Raw genomic sequence first — 21,811 nt, 5'->3', positions numbered from 1 at the left:
CTTACTTGACTCAACCAACTCGTCGTTTTGCTTTTTTGTAAGCAGTCCGCCGTGTCGGTGGATGCGCATTATAGGGATGCAGCGAATTAACGCAAGCACTTTTTTGAGAAAACTTTAAAAAAACTGCCTTTTGTATCCTTTTTAGTCTAAACACCACAAAAGAGAAACTTTATTAACGCTTCAGTAACTTTTTGACCGTATTTAAGGCCATAAAAGTACAATACTCTAAAAACAAAAAAGCCCAGTAATATAGCTGGGCCTTTAAATAGTTCGCGTTTTTAGGTGTTAAGCAATGCCGTATTGATCACGATATGCTTTTACTGCGGCTAAATGCTCATCCATTGTGCCTTTGGCTTCTAGGTAACTAATTAAGTCAGCTAGTTTTACAATAGAGATAACTTTAGTGCCAAAGTCACGCTCAACTTCTTGAATAGCAGATAACTCAGCTTTGCCTTTCTCTTGGCGGTCAAGTGCAATTAAAACACCACTTAAGTCTGCACCATTATCTGCAATGATTTCCATAGATTCACGAATAGCTGTACCTGCCGTGATCACGTCATCAACTAACATGATCTTACCTTTAAGTTCAGAACCTACTAATGTACCACCTTCACCGTGTGCTTTTTTCTCTTTACGGTTAAAACAGTAAGGTACATCTTTGTCGTGATGATCAGCTAAAGCAACCGCTGTAGTCGTTGCGATTGGAATACCTTTATAAGCAGGGCCAAATAATACATCGTAATCAATGCCCGCATCTTCAAGTGCTGCAGCGTAAAAGCGACCCAAGCGTGCAAGGTCACGACCGGTATTGAATAAACCAGCATTGAAGAAATAAGGGCTAGTGCGGCCAGACTTTAAAGTAAACTCACCAAATTTAAGCACCTGCTTTTCAAGTGCGAATTCAATAAACTCTTTTTGATAATCTTTCATAACTAATAAACCTACTTCTTTATTAAGCTAATGCTTGCTTTTGAACGTCGATAATTTCACGAATTGAGTGCTTAGCTAATGTAAGTAGCTCATCAAGTTCGTCGAATGAGAAAGGTTCGCCTTCAGCTGTACCTTGAATTTCGATGATTTTGCCAGTTTCGGTCAAGATCACATTCATATCTGTTTCGGCTTCAGAATCTTCTAGGTACTCAAGGTCACTAATTGGTTGACCTTTATATACACCAACTGAAATTGCCGCAATCATATGCTTAAGTGGGTTTGAATTAATCATACCTTTACTACGCATGTAAGTAAGCGCATCAACTAATGCAACACATGCACCACTGATTGATGCTGTACGTGTACCGCCATCAGCTTGAATAACATCACAATCGATAGTAATGGTATTTTCACCTAACGCCTTTAAATCAACCGCGGCACGAAGCGCACGTGCGATTAAGCGTTGAATTTCCATAGTACGACCGCCCTGCTTACCGCGCGATGCTTCACGGCCATTACGAGTATGTGTTGAACGAGGTAACATACCGTATTCAGCCGTAACCCAACCTTTACCTTGGCCTTTCATAAAGCGTGGTACACCAGCTTCAACAGTTGCTGTACACAAAACTTTAGTATTTCCAAACTCTACTAATACTGAACCTTCAGCATGCATAGTGTAATTACGTGTGAATGTAACCGGTCTAATTTGGTTAGGTGTTCTTTCGCTTGGACGCATTAACGATCCCCTTAATTCTGAATTTGCCACATTATAAGTCGATGTGGTGCCAGATGCCATGTTCATTTACATAATTAACTGCATCAGAAAAGCACATTTCAGAAAATTTACGCTAGAGGTTAAAAGCTGATTCGGTATAATCAGTCAACTTTGTAAATTTAATAACACTAGGAAATCATCCATGATCCACAGCATGACAGCTTATGCGCGCCGCGAAATTAAAGGCGAATGGGGCACTGGCACTTGGGAAATTCGTTCAGTAAACCAACGTTACCTTGAAACTTTTATCCGCGCACCTGAGCAATTTCGTGGCATGGAACCAGTTATTCGTGAGCGTTTACGTAAACATTTACAACGCGGTAAGGTTGAAGTTTTCTTAAAGTTTGCTGCAAATCCAGCGCATGTTGGTGAGTTAACGATTAATGAATCACTCGCTGAGCAATTAATTAAAAGCGCACAATGGGTGCAAAACCAAAGCAATGGTGACATCAACCCTGTTGATATTTTACGTTGGCCTGGCGTTATGGAAGCCGAAGAGCTCGATATGGATAGTGTAAACACTGCGCTAATTGCAGGGTTTGACCAAGTAATTGAAGATTTTAAACAAGCTCGCGGCGATGAAGGCGCAAACTTACAAGAAATGATAGCAACTCGCCTTGATGCTATTTTAGACCAAGTAACTATTGTTGAAGGCCACTTACCAGAAATTGCTAAATGGCAGCGCGAAAAACTAAACCAAAAGCTAGAAGAACTAAAAACAGATATCGATGAGTCTCGCCTTGAGCAAGAACTTATTTACCTTGCACAAAAACAAGATGTCGCTGAAGAACTTGACCGCTTAAAGTCGCATGTTAAAGAAACCAAAAAAATCTTAACTAAAGGCGGCGCATGTGGCCGACGCCTCGACTTTATGATGCAAGAGTTTAACCGTGAAGCAAACACGTTAGCATCAAAGTCTATCAACAGTGATATCACAAACGCTGCGGTAGAGCTAAAAGTGTTAATCGAGCAAATGCGTGAACAGATCCAAAATATAGAATAAGCACGCTTTACAGATTTTTATAAGACCCAGCACCTGCTGGGTCTTTTGTTTTAAAAAGTCTAAAAGCAGGCAAACTTGAGCACTTTTAGCGAAATAAAGTACAATAGTTCAATTAAAAGCTTGGATTAGCGATAGTCCGAGCCTGTTTATTTTTTATTAGAGACAGATCATGGCGCAAACTCGCGGAAATTTATTTATCTTGTCAGCTCCATCAGGGGCTGGTAAATCAAGCTTAATTGGTGCTTTACTAAAGAAACACAGCGATATGAAGGTATCGGTTTCGCATACCACTCGCTCACCTCGTCCGGGCGAAGAAAACGGTGTGCACTATCACTTTGTCTCTGTGGATGAGTTCAAAGCGCTAATTGAGAAAAATGACTTTTTTGAATGGGCGCAAGTGTTTGATAACTACTATGGTACGTCTAAGCAAGCAATCGAAAGCCAACTTGCAGCAGGCAATGATGTATTTTTAGATATCGATTGGCAAGGTGCTCAGCAAATTCGCAAATTAGTTGATGATGTTGAGACTATCTTTATTCTTCCGCCATCAAAAGAAGAACTTGAATCACGCTTAAATAACCGTGGTCAAGACTCTGCTGAGGTAATCGCAGGAAGAATGGCAAAAGCACAATCAGAAACATCACACTATAATGAGTATGATTATGTTGTTGTTAACGATGACTTTGATACTGCACTTACAGAAATCGAAACTATCGTTATGGCTAAACGTTTATCGTTAAAAAGCCAAACTGTGCGCCATCAGGCGTTATTAGAGAACTTACTTAAGTAATACTTTTTAAGAATAAGATAAAAATTAACCACAAGCTATTGGCGAATTTAACTTGGTACAGTAAACTACGCCTTTGCTTAAGAATTTATTTGGAGTGCTAAGATGGCTCGCGTAACTGTTGAAGATGCAGTAGATGCAATTGGTAATCGTTTTGACTTAATTTTAGTTGCGGCTCGTCGTGCCCGCCAAATCGCGGTTGGTGGTAAAGATCCACTCGTTGATGCTGAAAATGACAAACCAACGGTTATTGCTTTACGTGAAATTGAGAAAGGGTTAGTAGATAGCTCTTCTATGGACTTAATTGATCGTGAAGAACAACAACATCAAGAAGCAGCAGAAATGGCTGCTGTGGCTGCTATCGTAGGTGGCAACCAATAATCAAGCTCCCCGCTTTGATTTAGCTATACGGCTAGTATTTCTACACTAGCCGTTGGCAAGCCCTTCTTTTCATCGTATATTCTATTCATACCGTTACCGATTTACTTCATTTGCGCATTGGAGTGTGACTTTGTATCTATTCGAAGGCCTCAAAAAGAAAATATCCGAATACTTACCACCCGCTGAGATTGAGCTGGTACAAAAAGCATACGTGGTCGCTCGCGAAGCCCACGAAGGCCAAACACGCTCAAGTGGCGAGCCTTATATCACCCACCCTGTCGAAGTGACACAAATACTTGCCGGCATGCACTTAGACCACGAAACGCTGATGGCTGCCCTGATGCATGACGTGATTGAAGACACTGACTTTAGCCAACAAGACTTAGCTGAAATTTTTGGCGACACAGTTGCCGAGCTTGTTGAAGGGGTGAGTAAACTAGATAAACTCAGCTTTAAAGATAAAAAAGAATTCCAAGCCGAAAACTACCGCAAAATGATCATGGCGATGACGCAAGATATTCGTGTGATCTTAATTAAACTGGCTGACCGTACTCACAACATGCGTACTTTGGGCGCACTGCGCCCTGACAAACGCCGTCGTATTGCCCGTGAAACCCTAGAGATTTATGCGCCAATTGCGAACCGCCTTGGTATTCATGATATTAAAAATGAATTAGAAGATTTAGGCTTTCAAGCGTTATACCCGATGCGTCATCGCGCATTAAGATCAGAAGTGGTCAAAGCACGTGGTAACCGTAAAGAAGTTATCAGCAATATTAAGACTGAAATTGAAGCACGTTTGGAAGAGTCTGGCATCGAAGCAACTATATCTGGCCGCGAAAAACACCTTTATAGCATTTACAAAAAAATGCTTAATAAAGAGCTGTCGTTTAACGAAGTGATGGACATCTACGCGTTCCGTATCAATGTTGATAATATGGATACCTGTTACCGCGTATTAGGTGTTGCGCATAACCTTTACAAACCAATCGAAACCCGTTTTAAAGATTATATTGCTGTACCAAAAACCAATGGTTATCAGTCGCTTCATACCTCATTAGTTGGCCCTCATGGTATTCCTGTTGAGATTCAAATTCGTACCCACGACATGGATCATATGGCAGATAAAGGGGTGGCTGCTCACTGGATGTATAAAAAAGCCGGTGATAGCGCAGGCCACACAGCACAACAACGTGCTCGCCAATGGATGCAAAGCTTACTGGAGCTTCAGCAAAGTGCAGGTTCGTCTTTTGAGTTTGTTGAAAACGTTAAAACAGAGCTATTCCCTGAAGAGATCTATGTTTTCACGCCAGATGGTCGCATCGTTGAACTACCTATGGGTGCGACAGCAGTCGACTTTGCTTATGCAGTTCACACTGATGTAGGTAATACCTGTGTAGGTGCACGCGTTAACCGTAAACCTCACCCGCTGAGTAAAGCGCTTGATACAGGGCAAACGGTCGAAGTCATCACCAGCTCAGGGGCGCACCCTAATGCAACTTGGCTAAATTTTGTTGTAACAGGTAAAGCACGTTTAGGTATTCGCAATTACCTGAAGAGCCAACAGCATGAAGAAGCCATGCTGCTCGGTCGACGTTTACTAGACTCAGCACTTGGTGAAACCAAACTCGATGATATTCCAGATGAAAACATTCGCCGTGTACTTCAAGAGCATGAACTAAATACCGTACTTGAGCTATTAGTCGAAATAGGCTCAGGTAATCTTATGAGTGTGCTTATTGCAAAACGCTTAATGCAAGTTGATGCAGACGACCTAGACGACCTTGCACAAAAAGCAAAAGCAACCATCATCGGTACTGAAGGCATGTTAGTTAATTACTCTAAATGCTGCCGACCAGTCCCAGGTGATGCTATTACTGCTTATATTAGCCAAGGTAAAGGCCTTACTGTTCACCGCCAAGAATGTAAAAACATTCGTGGTTGGGAAAAAGAGCGCTCAAAATACTTAGTTGTAAAATGGGACGATAACCCAGAGAAAGAATATATTGCAGCCCTGCGTATTGAGATTATCAATCACCAAGGTGCACTGGCTAAATTAACCAATGTTGTTGCCTCAACCCAAGCCAACATTGTTGAAATAGCGACTGACGAAAAAGAAAGTAATTTATACATGATAGATTTAGGCATCACGGTTAAAAACCGCGTTCATGTTGCTAACATTATGCGCCGCATTCGCGTTATGCCTGATGTGCAAAGAGTCTATCGTAAAAAGTAACAAGGATAATCATGAACAAATCTTTTATTTCTACTGATAATGCGCCTGCAGCAATCGGTACTTACAGCCAAGCAGTTAAAGTAGGTACGGCTGTTTATTTATCAGGTCAAATCCCACTTGTACCAGAGACGATGGAAGTGATCTCTGAAGACTTTACTGAGCAAACTCACCAAGTATTCAAAAACCTAACAGCTGTTTGCCAAGCTGCGGGTGGTCAAATTCAAGACATGGTAAAAGTGAATATCTTTTTAACTGACCTATCTAACTTTGCGATTGTTAACGAAGTGATGAGCCAGTACTTTAAGCAACCATACCCTGCTCGTGCCGCAATTGGCGTACGTGCGCTACCAAAAGGCGTGCAAGTTGAAATTGACGGTATCATGGAGCTACCTTCAACAAACTAATCAGCCCTGCCAGCAACGCAAAGTTGCTGGCTCTTTTTTAGAAAAAGTTATTACTTCCCTCATCCGAAATTCTTGACTCATCAGCAAATCTCTAGCACTCTGTTGTTATAACAAGTAAAACCTTTAGCTAATGTAGTAAAAAAGGATCTCCAGGTGTTTAAGCTCGCTCACAACGGCAACGTTTTATTAGATGTTCATGAAAACTCGCCTCCTAGTGCTGCGTTTATTATCGAAGCATTAGAAAAGTCACCATTTTGCGAATGCAGAGTGGATCATGAAGCTATCAATAACTTCTTTAAAAGCGACTCAAATGAGCGCATGCTTGTTGTTGCCTCTAAACATGATGCGAGCCTAGTTGTCACCCTGAGTGATGATAAAATGCTGGCTACTGGCGAGCTAACTTTAGCTGAAGGTGGCAAAGTCATGACGCTTGACGATGCTAAAAAAGAGCTTATCAAAGCAGGCGTTGCCCGCGGTTATAAGCAAGCTTTCTTAGAAAAGTTATTACAACAACAGTTTGAGTTACCTGCAGGTGAAGTTGCTAAAGGTATGCTCGCAAAAGGTCGCTTACCGATTGATGGCCAACCATCTAAGTTCGTACCACAGGTTGAGACCTTAAAAGACCGCTTAAAAAAACCTAAACTACGTGAAGACGGCACAGCCGACATGCGTGACTTTGGCAAGCTCGCCAGTGTCGAACCCGGTGTATTACTTATAAAACAAATTCCTGCTACTCCTGGCAAAGAAGGATTTACTGTTACTGGTGATGTACTTCCTGCAAAACCGGGAGAAAACAGCAAACTAGTCGCAGGTGAAGGCACCGAAATATCAAAAAACAACCCGCTTGAGCTGATTTCAGTGATTGCTGGTGTACCCGTTGATATTGCCAACGGTATGCGTGTCGATGATATTTTTACTATTGCCGATGTAAACGTAAAAAGTGGCCACGTAGATTTTGAAGGTAGCGTTATTGTGACTCATAACGTTGAACCAGGCATGCGCATTAATGCCAAAGGCGATATCACAGTGATGGGTACTGTGGAATCTGGTCATTTATCAGCAGCTGGCGATATCACCATAAAACAAGGTGTAATTGGTCACCAGCTCGAAGATAAAAAGCTGTCATGTAATATTATCAGCCAAGGTGACATTCACTTATCACATGGTCAATACTGCTACCTTGAAGCCAATAATATCCTCATTGAACGCCAAGCCAGCCATTGTACGATGAAAGCTACTAAGCTATTACAAATAGGCCAAGAAGATAATCCGCAAGGCAAGCTATTCGGCGGAGAGATCCTAGACGCACAAATGTTAATTGCTGGCGAAATAGGTAATGAATCGGGTGCTAAAATGGTTATTCACTTAGCAGCCTCGGGTGCTGATGTCACCGCGCAAACTGATCAGTGTTTAAAAGATTTAGCACAAACAGATTCACAACTAGATACTTTGCAAGCGGCTATCGAAAAAGCAGATCAAGTAAAAGACGCAGAAAAGAAAAAACAGTTACTCGCAAAAATTGGTGCCACACAAATACACTATTGCGAGCAAGCTGAAATGCTTGAGAAAAAGCTATCAAGCTTGGAGCATCATCTGCATGATTTACTGGAAGATGCGCAATTAGTCGTTAATAAAAAACTGCATTCAGGGGTCGAAATTCATATTTTCGAAAAAGTTCTACTCACTAACCGCCAATACCCGCCATGTAAGGTAAAACTTGAAGAAAACAAGGTTGAGGTAGAGTTTAAAACTAGTTAATAAAAAAGAGGCTTAAAGCCTCTTTTTACTAGGGTCATTACTCTTTAAAGAATTCCTTCCACTTGCTGTTTTAGCTGTTCAGGCCAAACACCAACTTGTACTTGCCCGATATGCTGTTTTTGTAACAGCAACATAGCGAGTCGTGATTGACCAATACCACCACCAATTGTTTGCGGAAACTTCTTCGCCAGTAGTTGTTTATGCCAATCAAACTCTAGGCGAGCTTGGTCGCCTGTAATCGCTAATTGAGTAGCTAATGCATCAGGGCTTACACGAATGCCCATTGAAGAGATTTCAAATGCATCTTCAAGCACAGGGTTCCAAACTAAAATATCACCGTTTAAGCCTGCAAATTTACTACAGGTTTGTGTTGACCAATCGTCATAATCCGGTGCTCGTACGTCATGAATTTTGCCATCTGCAAGTGTGCCGCCTATACCAATTAAAAATACCGCACCGTACTCTTGTGCTACCGCTTTTTCACGTTGTTTCGCAGTAAAGTCTGGATACATCTGACGTAGCTGTTCACTGTGTACAAAGGTGATTTGCTCTGGCAAAAACGGCGTTAAATCAAACTCGCTTGCGACAAAGCTTTCGGTTGCTTTAATCGCCTGATAAAGTGATGTTACGGTTTCTTTAAGCTTGTCTAAAGTACGTTCAGTACTCTCGCAAATCACTTTTTCCCAATCCCATTGATCAACATACACCGAGTGAATTGGGCTTAAAGATTCTTCATCAGGACGAAGCGCCTTCATGTGCGTATAGAGCCCCTCACCTACCGAAAAATCGTAATCAGCCAAGGTTTTGCGTTTCCACTTAGCTAATGAGTGGACTACTTCAAATTGGCTACCCGGAATTGTTTTCACTGCTACCGATACAGCATTTTCAGTACCGCTTAAGTTATCTTGAATACCATCGCCTACTTTTGCCAAGATTGGTGCTTGTACTTCAGCTAACCCTAATTGTTGTTCTAATTGGCTTGAAAAAAACTGTTTTACTTTACTAATTTGCTGCTGTTGCTGCAGGTAGTGTGAACTCATAATAATTGGCCTCATTCCCAGTTATTGTTACTTGCTTAATTAGAGAAACCCGCTGCTTGGCCCCTCCTGTTAAAACAATCCTCAACTAAACAAAGATAATTTTCAATAACCCGCAATAAAAAGAACTTAACATTGAAATTTTCATAAAAATAATGCTATAAAATTTATTGATTCACTAATTAACACTAATAAATACCATGGAAAATTATCAAATCGATAATCTCGATAAAAACATCCTTAATGCTTTAATGGAAAATGCGCGAACAGCGTATGCAGAACTCGCTAAACGCTTTGCAGTCAGTGCCGGGACTATTCATGTACGGGTCGAAAAGATGAAACAAGCGGGAATTATTACAGGCACCCAAGTCAGTATTGATGCCAAACAGCTTGGTTACGATGTTTGCTGTTTTATTGGTATTAACCTTAACAATGCACGTGATTACCCACAAACTTTACTGCATTTAAAAGAACTAGAAGAAGTTGTCGAAGCCTATTACACCACAGGTAATTACAGTATATTTATCAAAGTGATGGCGCGCTCAATTGATCATCTACAAGATGTGTTAATTAACAAAATACAAGCCATCGAAGCTATTCAGTCAACAGAAACGCTGATCTCATTACAAAACCCTATTAGCCGTGCTGTTGTTCCCTAGGGTATAATCAGCGCCAATTAGAATCCGTCAACGAGCACACAACTATGGATACAACTCGCTTTGAGCGTGTTAAGCGCGTGTTAGACCGCCGCCAAACGGACCTAACGGTTTGTTTAGAAGAAGTACATAAGCATCATAATTTATCAGCTATTGCCCGCACAGCTGACGCGACTGGCTGCCATCACGTACATGCTGTATGGCCAGAGAATCAAAAATGGTTAACTAACAATACCTCAGGTGGTAGTAAAAACTGGCTAGAAACTCACTTGCATCGCAATATCGATGAAGCTGTTGCCATGATGCGTGCGCAAAATCCTGAAGTACAAATTTTAGCAACTCATCTCAGCGACGACGCAGTCGACTTTCGTGAAATTGATTACACCAAACCGACGGCTGTTATTGTTGGCCAAGAACGTGATGGTATTTCACCACGCGCCCTCGCTCATGCTGATAAAAACATCATCATCCCAATGCAAGGAATGGTGCAATCTCTTAATGTATCTGTTGCTGCGGCACTTATTCTATTTGAAGCACAGCGCCAACGTGAAGAAGTCGGACTTTATAACCGCGATATGCTTGATGCGAAAATTAAGCACCGTATCTTGTTTGAAGGCTGCCACCCTATCATTGCGGAACAATGCCGTGAAAAAGAGCTACCGTACCCTGAGCTTGATGAAAGTGGTGAAATTGTTGCTGATGAAACGTTCTGGAACATTTTAAAACACACGCAACCGCTTGAAGCCACTAGCGAGTGCAAGTAAACTGAAAAACAGTCTACTAATTAATAATTTGAGTCACCTTTGAGTCATCCAAGCTTAGCGTTATACCCAATTACAGAATTAAAAGGCGTCGGCCCGAAAATGGCCGAGCGCCTTGCTAAGCTAAATATTCATACGGTGCAGGACATGCTTTTTCATTTGCCTCACCGCTATGAAGACCGCACCCGCATTCACCCAATCTGCGAACTCCAACCGCACAGCCATGTTAGTGTTGAAGCCACCATTGAAACCAGCCAAATTACTTTTGGAAAAAGGCGCATGCTGGTTTGCCAAGTAAATGATGGCACGGGCCGTTTAACGCTGAGGTTTTTTAACTTTAGCGCAGCTCAAAAAAATGCCTTAAGTACAGGTAAAATCATTCGCTGCTTTGGTGAGATCCGCCGTGGTCGTGTTGGCTTTGAAATGACACATCCGGAATACAGCTTATCGGATACCCCTTCTGAGCAACCAACTAATACCACACTTACGCCAGTTTATCCTGTTACCGAAGGGCTAAAACAGTTATCTATTCGTGCACTAAGCGATCAAGCACTTGCACTATTAACTAAATACCCTGTCGAAGAGTTACTGCCAGAACAGTTTCAGCCAACCGGAATGCGTTTAGCCGATGCACTCATGACCTTACATCGTCCACAAAACGATGTTGATTTAACTGCCCTTGAACAAGGTATGCACCCTGCCCAGCAACGGCTAGTGTTTGAAGAGCTGCTTGCGCAAAACTTAAGCCTTTTAAAGCTGCGCCAAAAAGGGCAAACGGTAAAAGCGGTTGCTTTAAAACCTCATAATCAACTTGAGCAGCAGTTTTTAGCTAATTTAGCCTTTAGCCCAACCAACGCGCAAAGTCGTGTAGTGGCAGAAATCAAAGGTGACTTACAACACCCGTTTCCGATGATGCGTCTAGTGCAAGGCGATGTAGGCTCCGGTAAAACCTTAGTTGCAGCACTCAGTGCGCTCACAGCTATCAGCGAAGGCTACCAAGTCGCTTTAATGGCACCAACAGAGATTTTATCAGAGCAACATGGTATCAACTTTAGCCAATGGTTTAATCAACTCGGTGTTGAAGTCGCTTGGTTAGGTGGCAAAAGTAAAGGTAAAGAGCGCACAGCGACTTTGGAAAAAATCGCCTCTGGGGAAGCACAAATGATTGTTGGCACCCACGCATTATTCCAAGAGCAGGTTGAGTTTAACAATCTCGTTTTAATTATTATTGATGAGCAACACCGCTTTGGTGTTCATCAGCGCTTATCACTGCGCGAAAAAGGCCGCTTTGGTGATTGTTACCCGCATCAATTAGTGATGACAGCAACACCTATCCCGCGAACGCTAGCAATGACAGCCTACGCTGACTTAGAAACCTCAGTGATTGATGAGTTACCACCCGGTAGAACACCTATTACAACGGTGGCTATTCCTGATGCACGTCGAGACGAAATCATTCAACGTGTGAGAACAGCGTGTACAGAGCAAGGTCGTCAAGTGTATTGGGTTTGCACCTTGATTGATGAATCTGAAGTACTGCAATGCCAAGCCGCGGAAGATAGCGCAGAGCAATTAAAAGCGGCATTGCCAGAGCTAAACGTTGGCTTAGTGCATGGCCGGATGAAAGCCGCCGAAAAACAGGCTATTATGAGTGAGTTTAAAGCAGGTAATATTCATGTACTCGTTGCCACAACGGTGATTGAAGTAGGTGTTGATGTGCCTAATGCTAGCCTTATCATTATTGAAAACCCTGAACGGTTAGGCCTTGCACAACTCCACCAGCTGCGCGGCCGTGTTGGTCGTGGGGCAACGGCATCACACTGTGTTTTACTTTATCATGCGCCATTATCAGCGACGGCTCAAAAGCGCTTAGGTGTGCTGCGTGAAAGTAATGATGGCTTTGTTATCGCTGAGCGAGATCTCGAAATCCGTGGCCCTGGTGAAGTACTTGGTACCAAACAAACAGGCCTAGCCGAATTTAAAATCGCCGACTTAAACCGCGATAAACAAACACTCGACCATGTAAGACCCATTGCCTTCAAAATTTTGAACGACTATCCAGCGCTTACCGATAAATTGATTCAACGTTGGCTTGCTGGCAAATCAAACTACGCACAGGCTTGATCGCAAATCAAAGCGCTATCTGATTTATAAATTTTCTACTAGAACAAAAAAGCCCAGCTAATTAGCTGGACTGACAAGTTAGGGAGTTATCCAAAGGTTGGATTAGAACTTGTATTCAATACCAACACCTAGGTAGTCTTGGTCAACTTGATTGTCTGTATCAAACGTTGAGTAGAAACCAAATACTTTGGTGTTTTTGCTAAGCTTGTGATCAACACCTGCAGAGATAGCTGTTTTCTTATCGCCTTCATCAAAGTCAATTACTTGGTACTGTACTTTGAAAGTGTTGCTATTCATTTGGTAAGCAGCATTTACTAAGTAACCATCAGCTTCTGCACTACCATCCACTTTTTCTTGTGTCTGGTACATAGCACCTAGTTTGAAGTCACCTAGTTTACCTTGTACTGTTGCACGAACAATGTCGTAACCTTTTACTTCGCTGTCAGCTGCAACTGATGCATAAAGTTTGCTTTCTTTAAGTTTTGCATCGCCGTAAGTTAACGCTACTGAGTAACCGTTATCAGCATCTACATCATCTTCAGCCACATAAGTTGCTAATACTTTGAAGCCACTGAAGTCTTTAGAAGCATAAGAAATTGTGTCGCCTAAACGGTTTTCACCTTTAAATGCGTTCTTGATATCACCTTCAAGGTCATTGAATAAATCAACTTTACCTTGAGACTGCTTCATTGCTGTATCGTTACGACCGATAACAACTTGACCAAAGCTACCTTTAACACCCACGTATTGGTTACGTGCAGTGATGTTATCGTCATTGTCGCCTTTTGAATCAGCGTCAGATACGTCTACACCAAACTCAAATTTATAAACAGCTTCTAAGCCTTCAGAAATTTTTTCTGAACCTTTTAAGCCAAAACGTGAGTTATTGCTTTTAATTTCAGTGAAAGACCCTTCGCCATCATCTGATGATTGAACAGTCACGTTTGCTTTACCATATACATCTACATCAGCTAATGCAGAAAAAGATAAACCACCAAATAAAGCTAGGAATAAGCTAGACTTTGCAAATTTCATGTCGTTTCCTCAATAATCGCAACAAAAAACACATGTTGTGTTTCAATGCGCGCAGTGTGACAGCGAAAAATGACAGAAAGATGACAATTGAAATAAAAGCGTCAATTTAGCTTCATAAAATGTAATTATTTTTGAAATAAAAACGTAACCTGCTGTTGCAGCATTAAATTTTTATGAAAGCTAAATTAAATTAATTTTAAGCTTTTATTTGTAGTTCAGTTAATAAAGTCACTAACTTCTCTAATAAAGGAGTTTGTTCGTTATCTCTGTGGTAAGCAACAAACACATCGCGCGAGGTATGCGCAACATCTTCAACATGATAAAGCTCACCAGATTTAAGCTGCTCTTCAACTAATAACTGAGGAATAAACGCGCTACCGCCGCATTTCAAAATTAAATCAAGCGCAATACGACCTGTACTGGTTCTAAAATAAGGAGGAGCGTGGCCGTTAAACTCACGAGCATGCCATAAAGAAAAGGTGGTCCCCCAGTCGACATAAACATATTGGTTATCGAAAAAGTTTTCACTATTTGCAGTTTCAAAGGCGCTCACAGGAATAATAGGTAGCTCACAAATTCGCTGTACAACCAGTTCATCTACTTTAGGAGGATCGAACAACACCGCCAAATCTAATGTACGTTCCAATAATAAGCGAGTACTCTCTTGCTGTGCTTTGACTTCGGCAACTAACGACACACCCGGCATAGCAGAAACAATATTAGTAATACCAAACTGTAAAAATGCATCCCATATATTAGGTGTTCCCGCTAAGCTAATTTGCTTATGCATATTATCTGCAAGTGCCACATCAACTTTTGCGCGCTGCATACCCGTAATGATCATTTGTGCGTGTGGCAGTAGTCGCTCACCCGGCGCCGTTAACTGTATGTTGTTTCGTTGACGAATAAATAAGTTAACGCCTAAACCTTGCTCTAATTGTCGGATCCGAAAACTCACCGCAGACTGTGTAATATATAAATTTTCAGCTGCTTTACCGAAATGGCGTGTACGAACCACTTCAACAAAAGTCTTCAATAAATCGATATCCATTTTTTACCCTTACGATAAAAATAATTTGTTTAATAAAATCGACAACTTGATCCATACTCCAGCAAGAAATTAGGGCATGAGGATAAAGCCATGAGCAATGACATTTCATCACTTCGTCAGGCATTTGCAAGCCAACGTCAATTCTATGATGATCAAAATTTCCCACGCGGTTTTGGTCGTAGTGGTCACTTCACTTTGCTAGAAGCCGACATTCTCGAGCAGCATGGTGTTGTTCTAAAGGGTTTATACAACAAAACCCTAGAACCACAAAATGAATTTCAAACTCAATTTGTGCAAGTTGTTACCGGTAATCTTGAAGCGACCAATCCGATTGAGCGCGCTTGGATAAAATACCTTAAGCAAACAACCTGTAAAACCAAGTTTCACACATTATTTGGGCGCTCTCGCATTGCGACCTCAACACCACAAAGTGTTGAATATTATTCTGAGTCAGACAGCCTATAACAATTTGCTTTTTTACCCTTTTAGGGTTAAAACTTGAAATAACTTTTGTTTCGCCAATAAGTTATTACAAGGCAAGCTGTGACTCGAAGAATATTAATAATTGAAGATACGCCAACCATTGCGCGGGTGCAAAAGCACATCGCGCAAAAAGTTGGCTATGAAGCCGACATAGCCGGTAGCTTAGCTGAGGCAAAAGAGCTTATTAGCAAGCACAGTTTCTTTTGTGCCGTAGTAGATTTTATTCTGCCTGATGCGCCAAACGGTGAAGCAGTTCCTTGCACCATCGAAGCAGATATCCCGACCATTGTAATGACTGGCAACCTTGACGAAACAACACGTAATATCGTTGAAAAACACCCCATCATTGATTACATCACCAAAGAAAATAAACAAGCCTATCAATACCTAGAAAAACAACTGGCTCGCTTGCCTCGTAATGAGCAAATATTAGTATTAGTAGTCGATGATTCAGCGGCAACGCGCCACCATATTTGCAACTTATTAACCCGTCATAAATACCAAACACTCGAAGCAGTTGATGGTGTCGACGCTTTAAAAGTACTGGCTGAAAACCCAAAAATATCGGTGATCATTACCGATAATGAAATGCCGAATATGAATGGGGATGAACTCTGTGTTGAAATTCGCCGTTTATACTCCAACGATGAAAAGGCCATAATCGGCATTTCTGCACTCGATACTCTGCATTTATCAACGCGCTTTTTGAAATCTGGCGCAGACGATTACCTTCGTAAGCCATTCAACAATGAAGAGTTTTATTGTCGGCTCAGCCAGAACGTCGACATGCTTGAAAACATTAAAACGATTCGTTTACAAGCAAACACTGATTACCTCACAAAACTCCCTAATCGCCGCTATTTCTTTGGTGAAGCAAACAGCCATCTAAAAGCTGCAAAAGTGTCAGATACCTCAGTCTCTTTAGCCATGATTGATGTTGACCACTTTAAGTCAATTAACGATAACTACGGTCATGATGCCGGCGATGACGTATTAAAGGGCCTATCGCAATGTATGGCAAAGTATTTTGAAGATAACTTAGTAGGCCGCTTTGGTGGTGAAGAGTTTGCAGTCTATTTTGCAGATCAAGACCCGCAAGAATCTCTGCAACGTTTAGAAAAATTCCGCTTATTTGTCGAAAAACACAGTCCTGAGTTCAGTAAAGACCATATCAAGTTTACACTGTCGATTGGTTTTCATAATGGGCCTGTTTATAGTTTGGATGAACTAATAAAACAGGCCGATTTAAAGCTTTATCAAGCTAAAGACACTGGCCGCAACAAGCTAGTAAGCTAAGCCTACACAGGCTTAGTTACCGCCTCTAATTGCGCCTTACGTTGCTTACGACTTTGGCGGTACGAATCCCAACTGAATAATGCCAAAGCGCTCCAAATACACGCAAACGTCACCACACGCTCAGCATCAAATACCTCACCATAAAAAGCCACCGCAAGCATAAACATTAAGCTTGGGCCAATGTATTGAAAAAAGCCAAGCGTACTGTATTGCAGGCGCTTTGCTGCACCGGTAAAACATAACAACGGTAAGGTTGTCACCACACCAGCACTAATGAGTAACACGTTAATGTGCCAATCGTTTGCAGTTAAATCAGAGCTGGCTGATGGCGTCATCAACCACCAGTAAATTAGCGCAACCGGTAATAAAATAAGTGCTTCGAGCAATAACCCTGGCAATGATTCGATTGGTAACTTTTTACGTAGTAGACCATAAATAGCAAACGATCCTGCTAATGAGAAAGCAACCACAGGGAATGAACCAAAACTCACAAGCTGTAGCAACACACCACAAAGCGCTAGACCTACCGCAACGCCTTGCCATTTACGTAGTCGCTCACCTAAAAACAACATACCCAATAACACGTTTAGTAGTGGGTTGATGTAATAACCTAAACTGGCATCGAGCATATGATTATTGTTCACAGCCCAAATAAATAACCCCCAGTTAAAGCCAAGTAAACTTGCTGTTATTACCAACATCAAAAGTAATTTAGGTTGTCCGAGCACCACACGAATACGCTGCCATTGATGACGAGCAGCAATAATAAGAAGTAAAAATAACACCGACCAAATAACACGGTGCATTAAGATTTCAAACGCAGAAATCTGCTGTAGAAACTTAAAGTAAATGGGCGCAAGACCCCACATAAAAAAGGCTAAACAAGCGAAAATAACACCTTTTCGCTGCTCAATGTTGGTAGGCATAAGTTAGGCTTTATAGTTTAAAAACGCTATTTTACGCCCCCTTAGCAGTGACGCAACCAAAACACGCTAAATAAACCCATGTATTTACTTCTTAAAAGGGACTGCCATTGTTGCAAAGTAACGCCTTGATATTAAGCATCTGTGAAACGCTGAATTCTGCATCTTGAGGTCGTTTGGGTATATTTCTACAGACATCGCCATAAAAAACCACTAAAATGCACGGCGATGAATACCAATACCGCAATGTCCAACACACCCGTTCGATCACCACAAGCCGTACTCAAACAAGTGTTTGGTTACAAGGACTTTCGTGATGGCCAAGAAGCGATTATAGCCGCAGCGCTAGACGGACAAGACTCGCTTGTACTCCTACCAACAGGTGGAGGCAAATCTTTATGCTATCAAGTACCAGCATTGATCCTTGATGGTGTGACTGTGGTTATCTCACCGCTTATTTCCTTGATGCAAGACCAAGTTACTCAACTAAGAGCACTCGGCGTGCAAGCGGCATACATCAATAACAGCCTGCCTTTTGAAGAGCAGCAAGCTGTTTATCAGCAATTGCACTATGGGCAAATTAAGCTGTTATATGTTGCACCAGAAAAAGTACTGCAACACGAATTTTTAGAGCGTTTGAGTCATCTAAAACTCGCACTTTTTGCAATTGATGAAGCTCACTGTGTGTCGCATTGGGGTCATGACTTTAGGCCGCATTACTGTCGGCTCAACGAGTTAAAGCAACGCTTTATGCATGTGCCCATGATGGCCCTTACAGCTACGGCAGATAAAGCAACTCGTTACGATATTATTGAACAGCTTCAGCTTAACCACCCTTACGTGCACACTGGTAGCTTCGATAGACCGAACATTCGTTACACCATAGAAGAAAAATTCAAACCTATGGTGCAACTGCTTCGATATTTAAAAGAGCAGCAAAATCAAAGTGGCATTATTTACTGCACCAGCCGAAAACGGGTTGATGATGTAGCCGAAAAACTTGCAGACGCCGGGTTCAATGCCGCCGCCTACCATGCAGGAATGAGTAACGAGCAACGCCAATTTGTGCAATCGGGATTTGCCCGTGACGATATTCAAATTGTGGTTGCGACTGTCGCCTTTGGCATGGGGATTAATAAACCAAACGTACGTTTTGTGGTGCATTACGATATTCCAAAAAGCATCGAGGCTTACTATCAAGAAACCGGTCGTGCAGGTCGAGATGGCCTGGCTGCAGAAGCGATTATGTATTTTGATCCGGCTGATATAGGCCGCGTACGCCGCTTTTTTGAAGATATTGAAGACGAGCAACGTCGTCGTGTTGAAGAACAGCGCTTCAATGCCATGGCAAGCTTCGCCGAAGCACAAACATGCCGCAGACAAATCTTGCTCAATTATTTTAGTGAATATAAACGCGAAACCTGTGGTAACTGTGATATTTGCTTAAACCCACCTACTAGCTTTGATGGCACACTTGTAGCGCAACAAGCCTTGTCGTGTGTGTACCGTGCTGAGCAACGTTTTGGTATTGGCTATATCGTTGAGTTACTTCGCGGTGCAAACACTAGCCGCATTCGAGATAACAATCACCACCAGCTAAGCACCTATGGCATAGGTAAAGAGCACAGTGTAGAGTTTTGGCTAAGTATTTTAAGGCAGCTTATCCATCAAGGGTTATTAAGCCAAGATATTACCCAAGGTTCGTCATTACGCTTAACCGAAGCCGCCCGTGCAGTTCTTAAAAGTGAATATGCACTGCAACTTGCTGAACCTCGCTTACAAGCTAAGCACGTTTACCAAGATAAACTCGCTCAGTTTAATTACGATAAAAAGCTATTTGCGAAATTACGCGCTTTACGTAAAGAGTTGGCAGATGCCGATGATGTTCCACCTTATGTGGTATTCAATGATAAAACCCTCGCTGAAATGGCGCAGTTAATGCCAACCAACGACAGTGAGTTTTTGAAGGTGTCAGGTGTTGGTTTCACTAAACTCAATAAGTACGGCGCACCGTTTTTAAATACCATACGCGACTATCTTGCCACCAATTAGGACTGCTATGACTGAACTAACCTATGATGCCGAGCATGAGATTATTCTCATAACGTCGAGTGAGCTTCCACACGACGAAGACTTTGAACTTTGGGCAACCCTTTTCTTGCACGCGCCAGCCATAACAACTGCCGACTTTGATGCCGGTGCTGATCGTCATCAATTACGCTTTCACTTTACAGATCATAGTTTTAATCTAAACTTTGAACATTACAGTGAAAGTATTTGGATCAATGCTGAGGGCATAGAAGCCAGTGCTGCATTGCCACAACTTCACCAGTATTTAGTCGCGCAATTACAATAATAAGCTAGACATTTTCCCACGCTTAGTATGTAGTAGTTGCACAGGAGATACTCAACTAAGGGTGTAAATGGGATTTAAGCAGTCGTACTTTGTTGCTAGGTTAATAACACTATTACCAGTCTGCATAGCAGCCAATGTTCATGCAGAGCAATTATTTACTGACGATAGTAATTATTGTCAAAACCAACGTACGCTTAAATCACAAGATAATAACTTACGCCGCCAGCTCGATGCCGATAACCCCCTACCCGATGCCGCTAATAACCGTAAAATAGTCTCTATTGAACTTGAACAGCTAAACGTCTTTAACACTGAGCTTGAAGAAGAAAATAACTTTTTATTTCGCTTTGCCAATCGCGCTCACATGACTACAGAGCCAGAGGTAATACACAGCGTTTTATTGTTTCAAGAAGGTGATGTTTACAATCCACGAAAACTGCTTGAGTCAGAGCGATTACTGCGTAAACAAGGCTACTTATATGATGCGCGTATCAACGCAAAGCTCGATTGTGATGGCAACGTACATGTAAAAGTAATTACGCGCGATCTGTGGACCCTACTGCCCGAAATAAGCTTTAGCCGCAGTGGTGGTAAGAATGAGTCGAGCATTGGCTTTCGCGAATCTAACTTTTTAGGCTGGGGTAAACGAGTGTCGTTTAGTCGTACCCGTGATGCTGACCGTACTGGTTACCTGTTTGTGTATGATGATCCGCATATATTCTCTAGCCGCTATCAAGGCCGCTTAGAATATTCAGATAACGATGACGGTAAACGTCATTATCTCGATGTAAGCTACCCGTTTTTCTCGATTGATACGCCCTACAGCTACGGTGTTACAAGTTACTCTGATCAACGCCGAGAGTCTCTTTACTATCGCGGTGATGTAGTTAGTGAGTTTGAACAAAAAACCTTATTAAACCGTGCTTACTTTGGTCATTCATCACAACTTGGTAACAGTTGGACTCAACGTATTAAGCTTGGCATCGAAAACCGCGAAGAAACCTTTAGAGAAACGCCATTTACGCGCTTTCCTATCGCTGAGGATAGAACGCTGAGTTACCCTTACGTTAGTGGCCAATGGTTTGAAGATCACTACGTTAAGGTTAGAAACTTCGATAGTATCTATCGTACTGAAGATTTAAACCTTGGTTGGAATATCCATGCCTTGCTCGGTTATTCGAGTGATGATTTTAGCGACGATGCCAGCCGTACTATTTATTCGTTATCTTTATCAAAAGCGCATTACTCTGGAGACAACCAGTTATGGCGCTTTAAAGCAGACCTTGATGGCTACTGGAATGAAGAAACCGATGACGTCGAAAACCTATTCGCTAGCACGCAGCTACAGTATTATCTCAATACCACACTAAGGCAAAGCTGGTATGCCAAAGTACGCTTACAATATGCTGAAAACCTCACTGCTGATAAACAACTGACTATTGGTGGTGAAAATGGCCTACGTGGTTACCCGCTTGACTATCAAGTAGGCGACCGCAGCTTTTTAGTGACTCTAGAAAAACGCTACTACTGGGAATATGACTTACTGCAATTGTTTAAAGTGGGTGGTGCCGCGTTTTATGATATTGGTAGAGCCTGGTATAACGACAAAGATAATGGTGCCAATGGTAACGTGCTACAAAATGTGGGGGTGGGTCTGCGCTTAGCGCCAAGCCGTGCCAATGCCGGTACGGTTATTCACCTAGATATTGCCGCACCTATTAACAAACAAGATGACGACATAGACTCAGTACAATGGCTAGTAACGGTTAAAAATACCTTTTAAAGTGGTGTTATTGTTAAGCTAAAAAGCTAAAA

20 protein-coding genes are annotated in these 21,811 nt (G+C 41.9%); 14 read left to right on the top strand and 6 right to left on the bottom strand.

Annotated features, from left to right (window positions below; all coding sequences use genetic code 11):
- Window positions 1-285: 285 nt before the first annotated feature.
- Entirely contained in the window at window positions 286-930 is a 645-nt protein-coding gene (gene pyrE / locus HUS61_RS18605) for an orotate phosphoribosyltransferase (RefSeq protein WP_054554229.1), read from the bottom strand.
- A gap of 22 nt (window positions 931-952) precedes the next feature.
- Window positions 953-1,666: a ribonuclease PH gene (rph, locus tag HUS61_RS18600; protein WP_054554228.1), complete on the bottom strand. Its 714-nt coding sequence runs from the start codon at window positions 1,664-1,666 to the stop codon at window positions 953-955.
- A 181-nt stretch (window positions 1,667-1,847) separates the two neighbouring features.
- On the opposite strand from rph, the gene HUS61_RS18595 reads away from it, so the two are divergent.
- The 6 genes from HUS61_RS18595 (at window position 1,848) to HUS61_RS18570 (ending at window position 8,274) form a co-directional block, all read left to right on the top strand.
- Window positions 1,848-2,708: a YicC/YloC family endoribonuclease gene (locus HUS61_RS18595; protein WP_175083328.1), complete on the top strand. Its 861-nt coding sequence runs from the start codon at window positions 1,848-1,850 to the stop codon at window positions 2,706-2,708.
- A 169-nt stretch (window positions 2,709-2,877) separates the two neighbouring features.
- Window positions 2,878-3,498 carry a guanylate kinase gene (gene gmk / locus HUS61_RS18590; protein ID WP_175083327.1) on the top strand — a complete coding sequence of 207 codons (621 nt, stop codon included), beginning with the start codon at window positions 2,878-2,880 and terminating at the stop codon, window positions 3,496-3,498.
- A gap of 102 nt (window positions 3,499-3,600) precedes the next feature.
- Window positions 3,601-3,876 (top strand): DNA-directed RNA polymerase subunit omega, encoded by a 276-nt coding sequence (gene rpoZ, locus HUS61_RS18585; RefSeq protein WP_054554225.1) that lies wholly within the window; start codon window positions 3,601-3,603, stop codon window positions 3,874-3,876.
- A gap of 130 nt (window positions 3,877-4,006) precedes the next feature.
- A complete protein-coding gene (gene spoT / locus HUS61_RS18580) occupies window positions 4,007-6,112 on the top strand; it encodes a bifunctional GTP diphosphokinase/guanosine-3',5'-bis pyrophosphate 3'-pyrophosphohydrolase (protein ID WP_175081165.1) in 2,106 nt (701 codons plus the stop codon).
- 11 nt (window positions 6,113-6,123) lie between these two features.
- A complete protein-coding gene (locus HUS61_RS18575; protein ID WP_054554223.1) occupies window positions 6,124-6,516 on the top strand; it encodes a RidA family protein in 393 nt (130 codons plus the stop codon).
- A gap of 153 nt (window positions 6,517-6,669) precedes the next feature.
- Window positions 6,670-8,274, top strand: a complete 1,605-nt coding sequence (locus tag HUS61_RS18570; protein ID WP_175083326.1) for a DUF342 domain-containing protein — start codon at window positions 6,670-6,672, stop codon at window positions 8,272-8,274.
- Window positions 8,275-8,318: 44 nt separating this feature from the next.
- Here the strand turns inward: HUS61_RS18570 and asnA are convergent, their stop codons facing one another.
- Window positions 8,319-9,314, bottom strand: coding sequence for an aspartate--ammonia ligase (gene asnA / locus HUS61_RS18565; RefSeq protein ID WP_175083325.1), 996 nt, complete (start codon window positions 9,312-9,314; stop codon window positions 8,319-8,321).
- 197 nt (window positions 9,315-9,511) lie between these two features.
- Here asnA and asnC point away from each other — a divergent pair, with 197 nt between their 5' ends.
- The 3 genes from asnC to recG are packed head-to-tail and all read left to right on the top strand — an operon-like array spanning window position 9,512 to window position 12,852.
- A complete protein-coding gene (gene asnC, locus HUS61_RS18560; RefSeq protein ID WP_054554220.1) occupies window positions 9,512-9,970 on the top strand; it encodes a transcriptional regulator AsnC in 459 nt (152 codons plus the stop codon).
- Between the two features lie 44 nt (window positions 9,971-10,014).
- Entirely contained in the window at window positions 10,015-10,731 is a 717-nt protein-coding gene (gene trmH / locus HUS61_RS18555; RefSeq protein ID WP_175083324.1) for a tRNA (guanosine(18)-2'-O)-methyltransferase TrmH, read from the top strand.
- A 39-nt stretch (window positions 10,732-10,770) separates the two neighbouring features.
- Window positions 10,771-12,852, top strand: coding sequence for an ATP-dependent DNA helicase RecG (gene recG, locus HUS61_RS18550; protein ID WP_175083323.1), 2,082 nt, complete (start codon window positions 10,771-10,773; stop codon window positions 12,850-12,852).
- A gap of 102 nt (window positions 12,853-12,954) precedes the next feature.
- Here recG and HUS61_RS18545 read toward each other — a convergent pair whose 3' ends face one another.
- The gene (locus HUS61_RS18545; RefSeq protein ID WP_054563416.1) at window positions 12,955-13,887 is read right to left on the bottom strand and encodes a porin; all 933 of its coding nucleotides are present in this window, start codon (window positions 13,885-13,887) and stop codon (window positions 12,955-12,957) included.
- A 196-nt stretch (window positions 13,888-14,083) separates the two neighbouring features.
- Window positions 14,084-14,938: a LysR family transcriptional regulator gene (locus HUS61_RS18540; RefSeq protein WP_054554216.1), complete on the bottom strand. Its 855-nt coding sequence runs from the start codon at window positions 14,936-14,938 to the stop codon at window positions 14,084-14,086.
- A 90-nt stretch (window positions 14,939-15,028) separates the two neighbouring features.
- Between HUS61_RS18540 and HUS61_RS18535 the strand changes: the two genes are divergently transcribed.
- Together HUS61_RS18535 and HUS61_RS18530 are read left to right on the top strand one after the other, a co-directional pair.
- Window positions 15,029-15,403 (top strand): DUF413 domain-containing protein, encoded by a 375-nt coding sequence (locus HUS61_RS18535; RefSeq protein ID WP_054563414.1) that lies wholly within the window; start codon window positions 15,029-15,031, stop codon window positions 15,401-15,403.
- Between the two features lie 78 nt (window positions 15,404-15,481).
- Window positions 15,482-16,717, top strand: a complete 1,236-nt coding sequence (locus tag HUS61_RS18530) for a diguanylate cyclase (protein ID WP_175083322.1) — start codon at window positions 15,482-15,484, stop codon at window positions 16,715-16,717.
- A 2-nt stretch (window positions 16,718-16,719) separates the two neighbouring features.
- Here HUS61_RS18530 and rarD read toward each other — a convergent pair whose 3' ends face one another.
- Entirely contained in the window at window positions 16,720-17,643 is a 924-nt protein-coding gene (gene rarD, locus HUS61_RS18525) for an EamA family transporter RarD (protein ID WP_175080416.1), read from the bottom strand.
- A gap of 225 nt (window positions 17,644-17,868) precedes the next feature.
- On the opposite strand from rarD, the gene recQ reads away from it, so the two are divergent.
- The 3 genes from recQ to HUS61_RS18510 all read left to right on the top strand — a co-directional run bounded on the left by recQ (window position 17,869) and on the right by HUS61_RS18510 (window position 21,779).
- Window positions 17,869-19,692, top strand: coding sequence for a DNA helicase RecQ (recQ, locus tag HUS61_RS18520; RefSeq protein WP_175083321.1), 1,824 nt, complete (start codon window positions 17,869-17,871; stop codon window positions 19,690-19,692).
- Between the two features lie 7 nt (window positions 19,693-19,699).
- Window positions 19,700-19,996 (top strand): DUF3630 family protein, encoded by a 297-nt coding sequence (locus HUS61_RS18515; protein WP_062565955.1) that lies wholly within the window; start codon window positions 19,700-19,702, stop codon window positions 19,994-19,996.
- Window positions 19,997-20,063: 67 nt separating this feature from the next.
- Window positions 20,064-21,779, top strand: a complete 1,716-nt coding sequence (locus HUS61_RS18510) for a BamA/TamA family outer membrane protein (RefSeq protein WP_175083320.1) — start codon at window positions 20,064-20,066, stop codon at window positions 21,777-21,779.
- Window positions 21,780-21,811 lie beyond the last annotated feature (32 nt).

The organism is Pseudoalteromonas sp. 0802 (assembly GCF_013350085.1).
Classification (GTDB): Bacteria; Pseudomonadota; Gammaproteobacteria; order Enterobacterales; family Alteromonadaceae; genus Pseudoalteromonas.
This window is presented reverse-complemented; position numbering and strand designations above follow the sequence as displayed.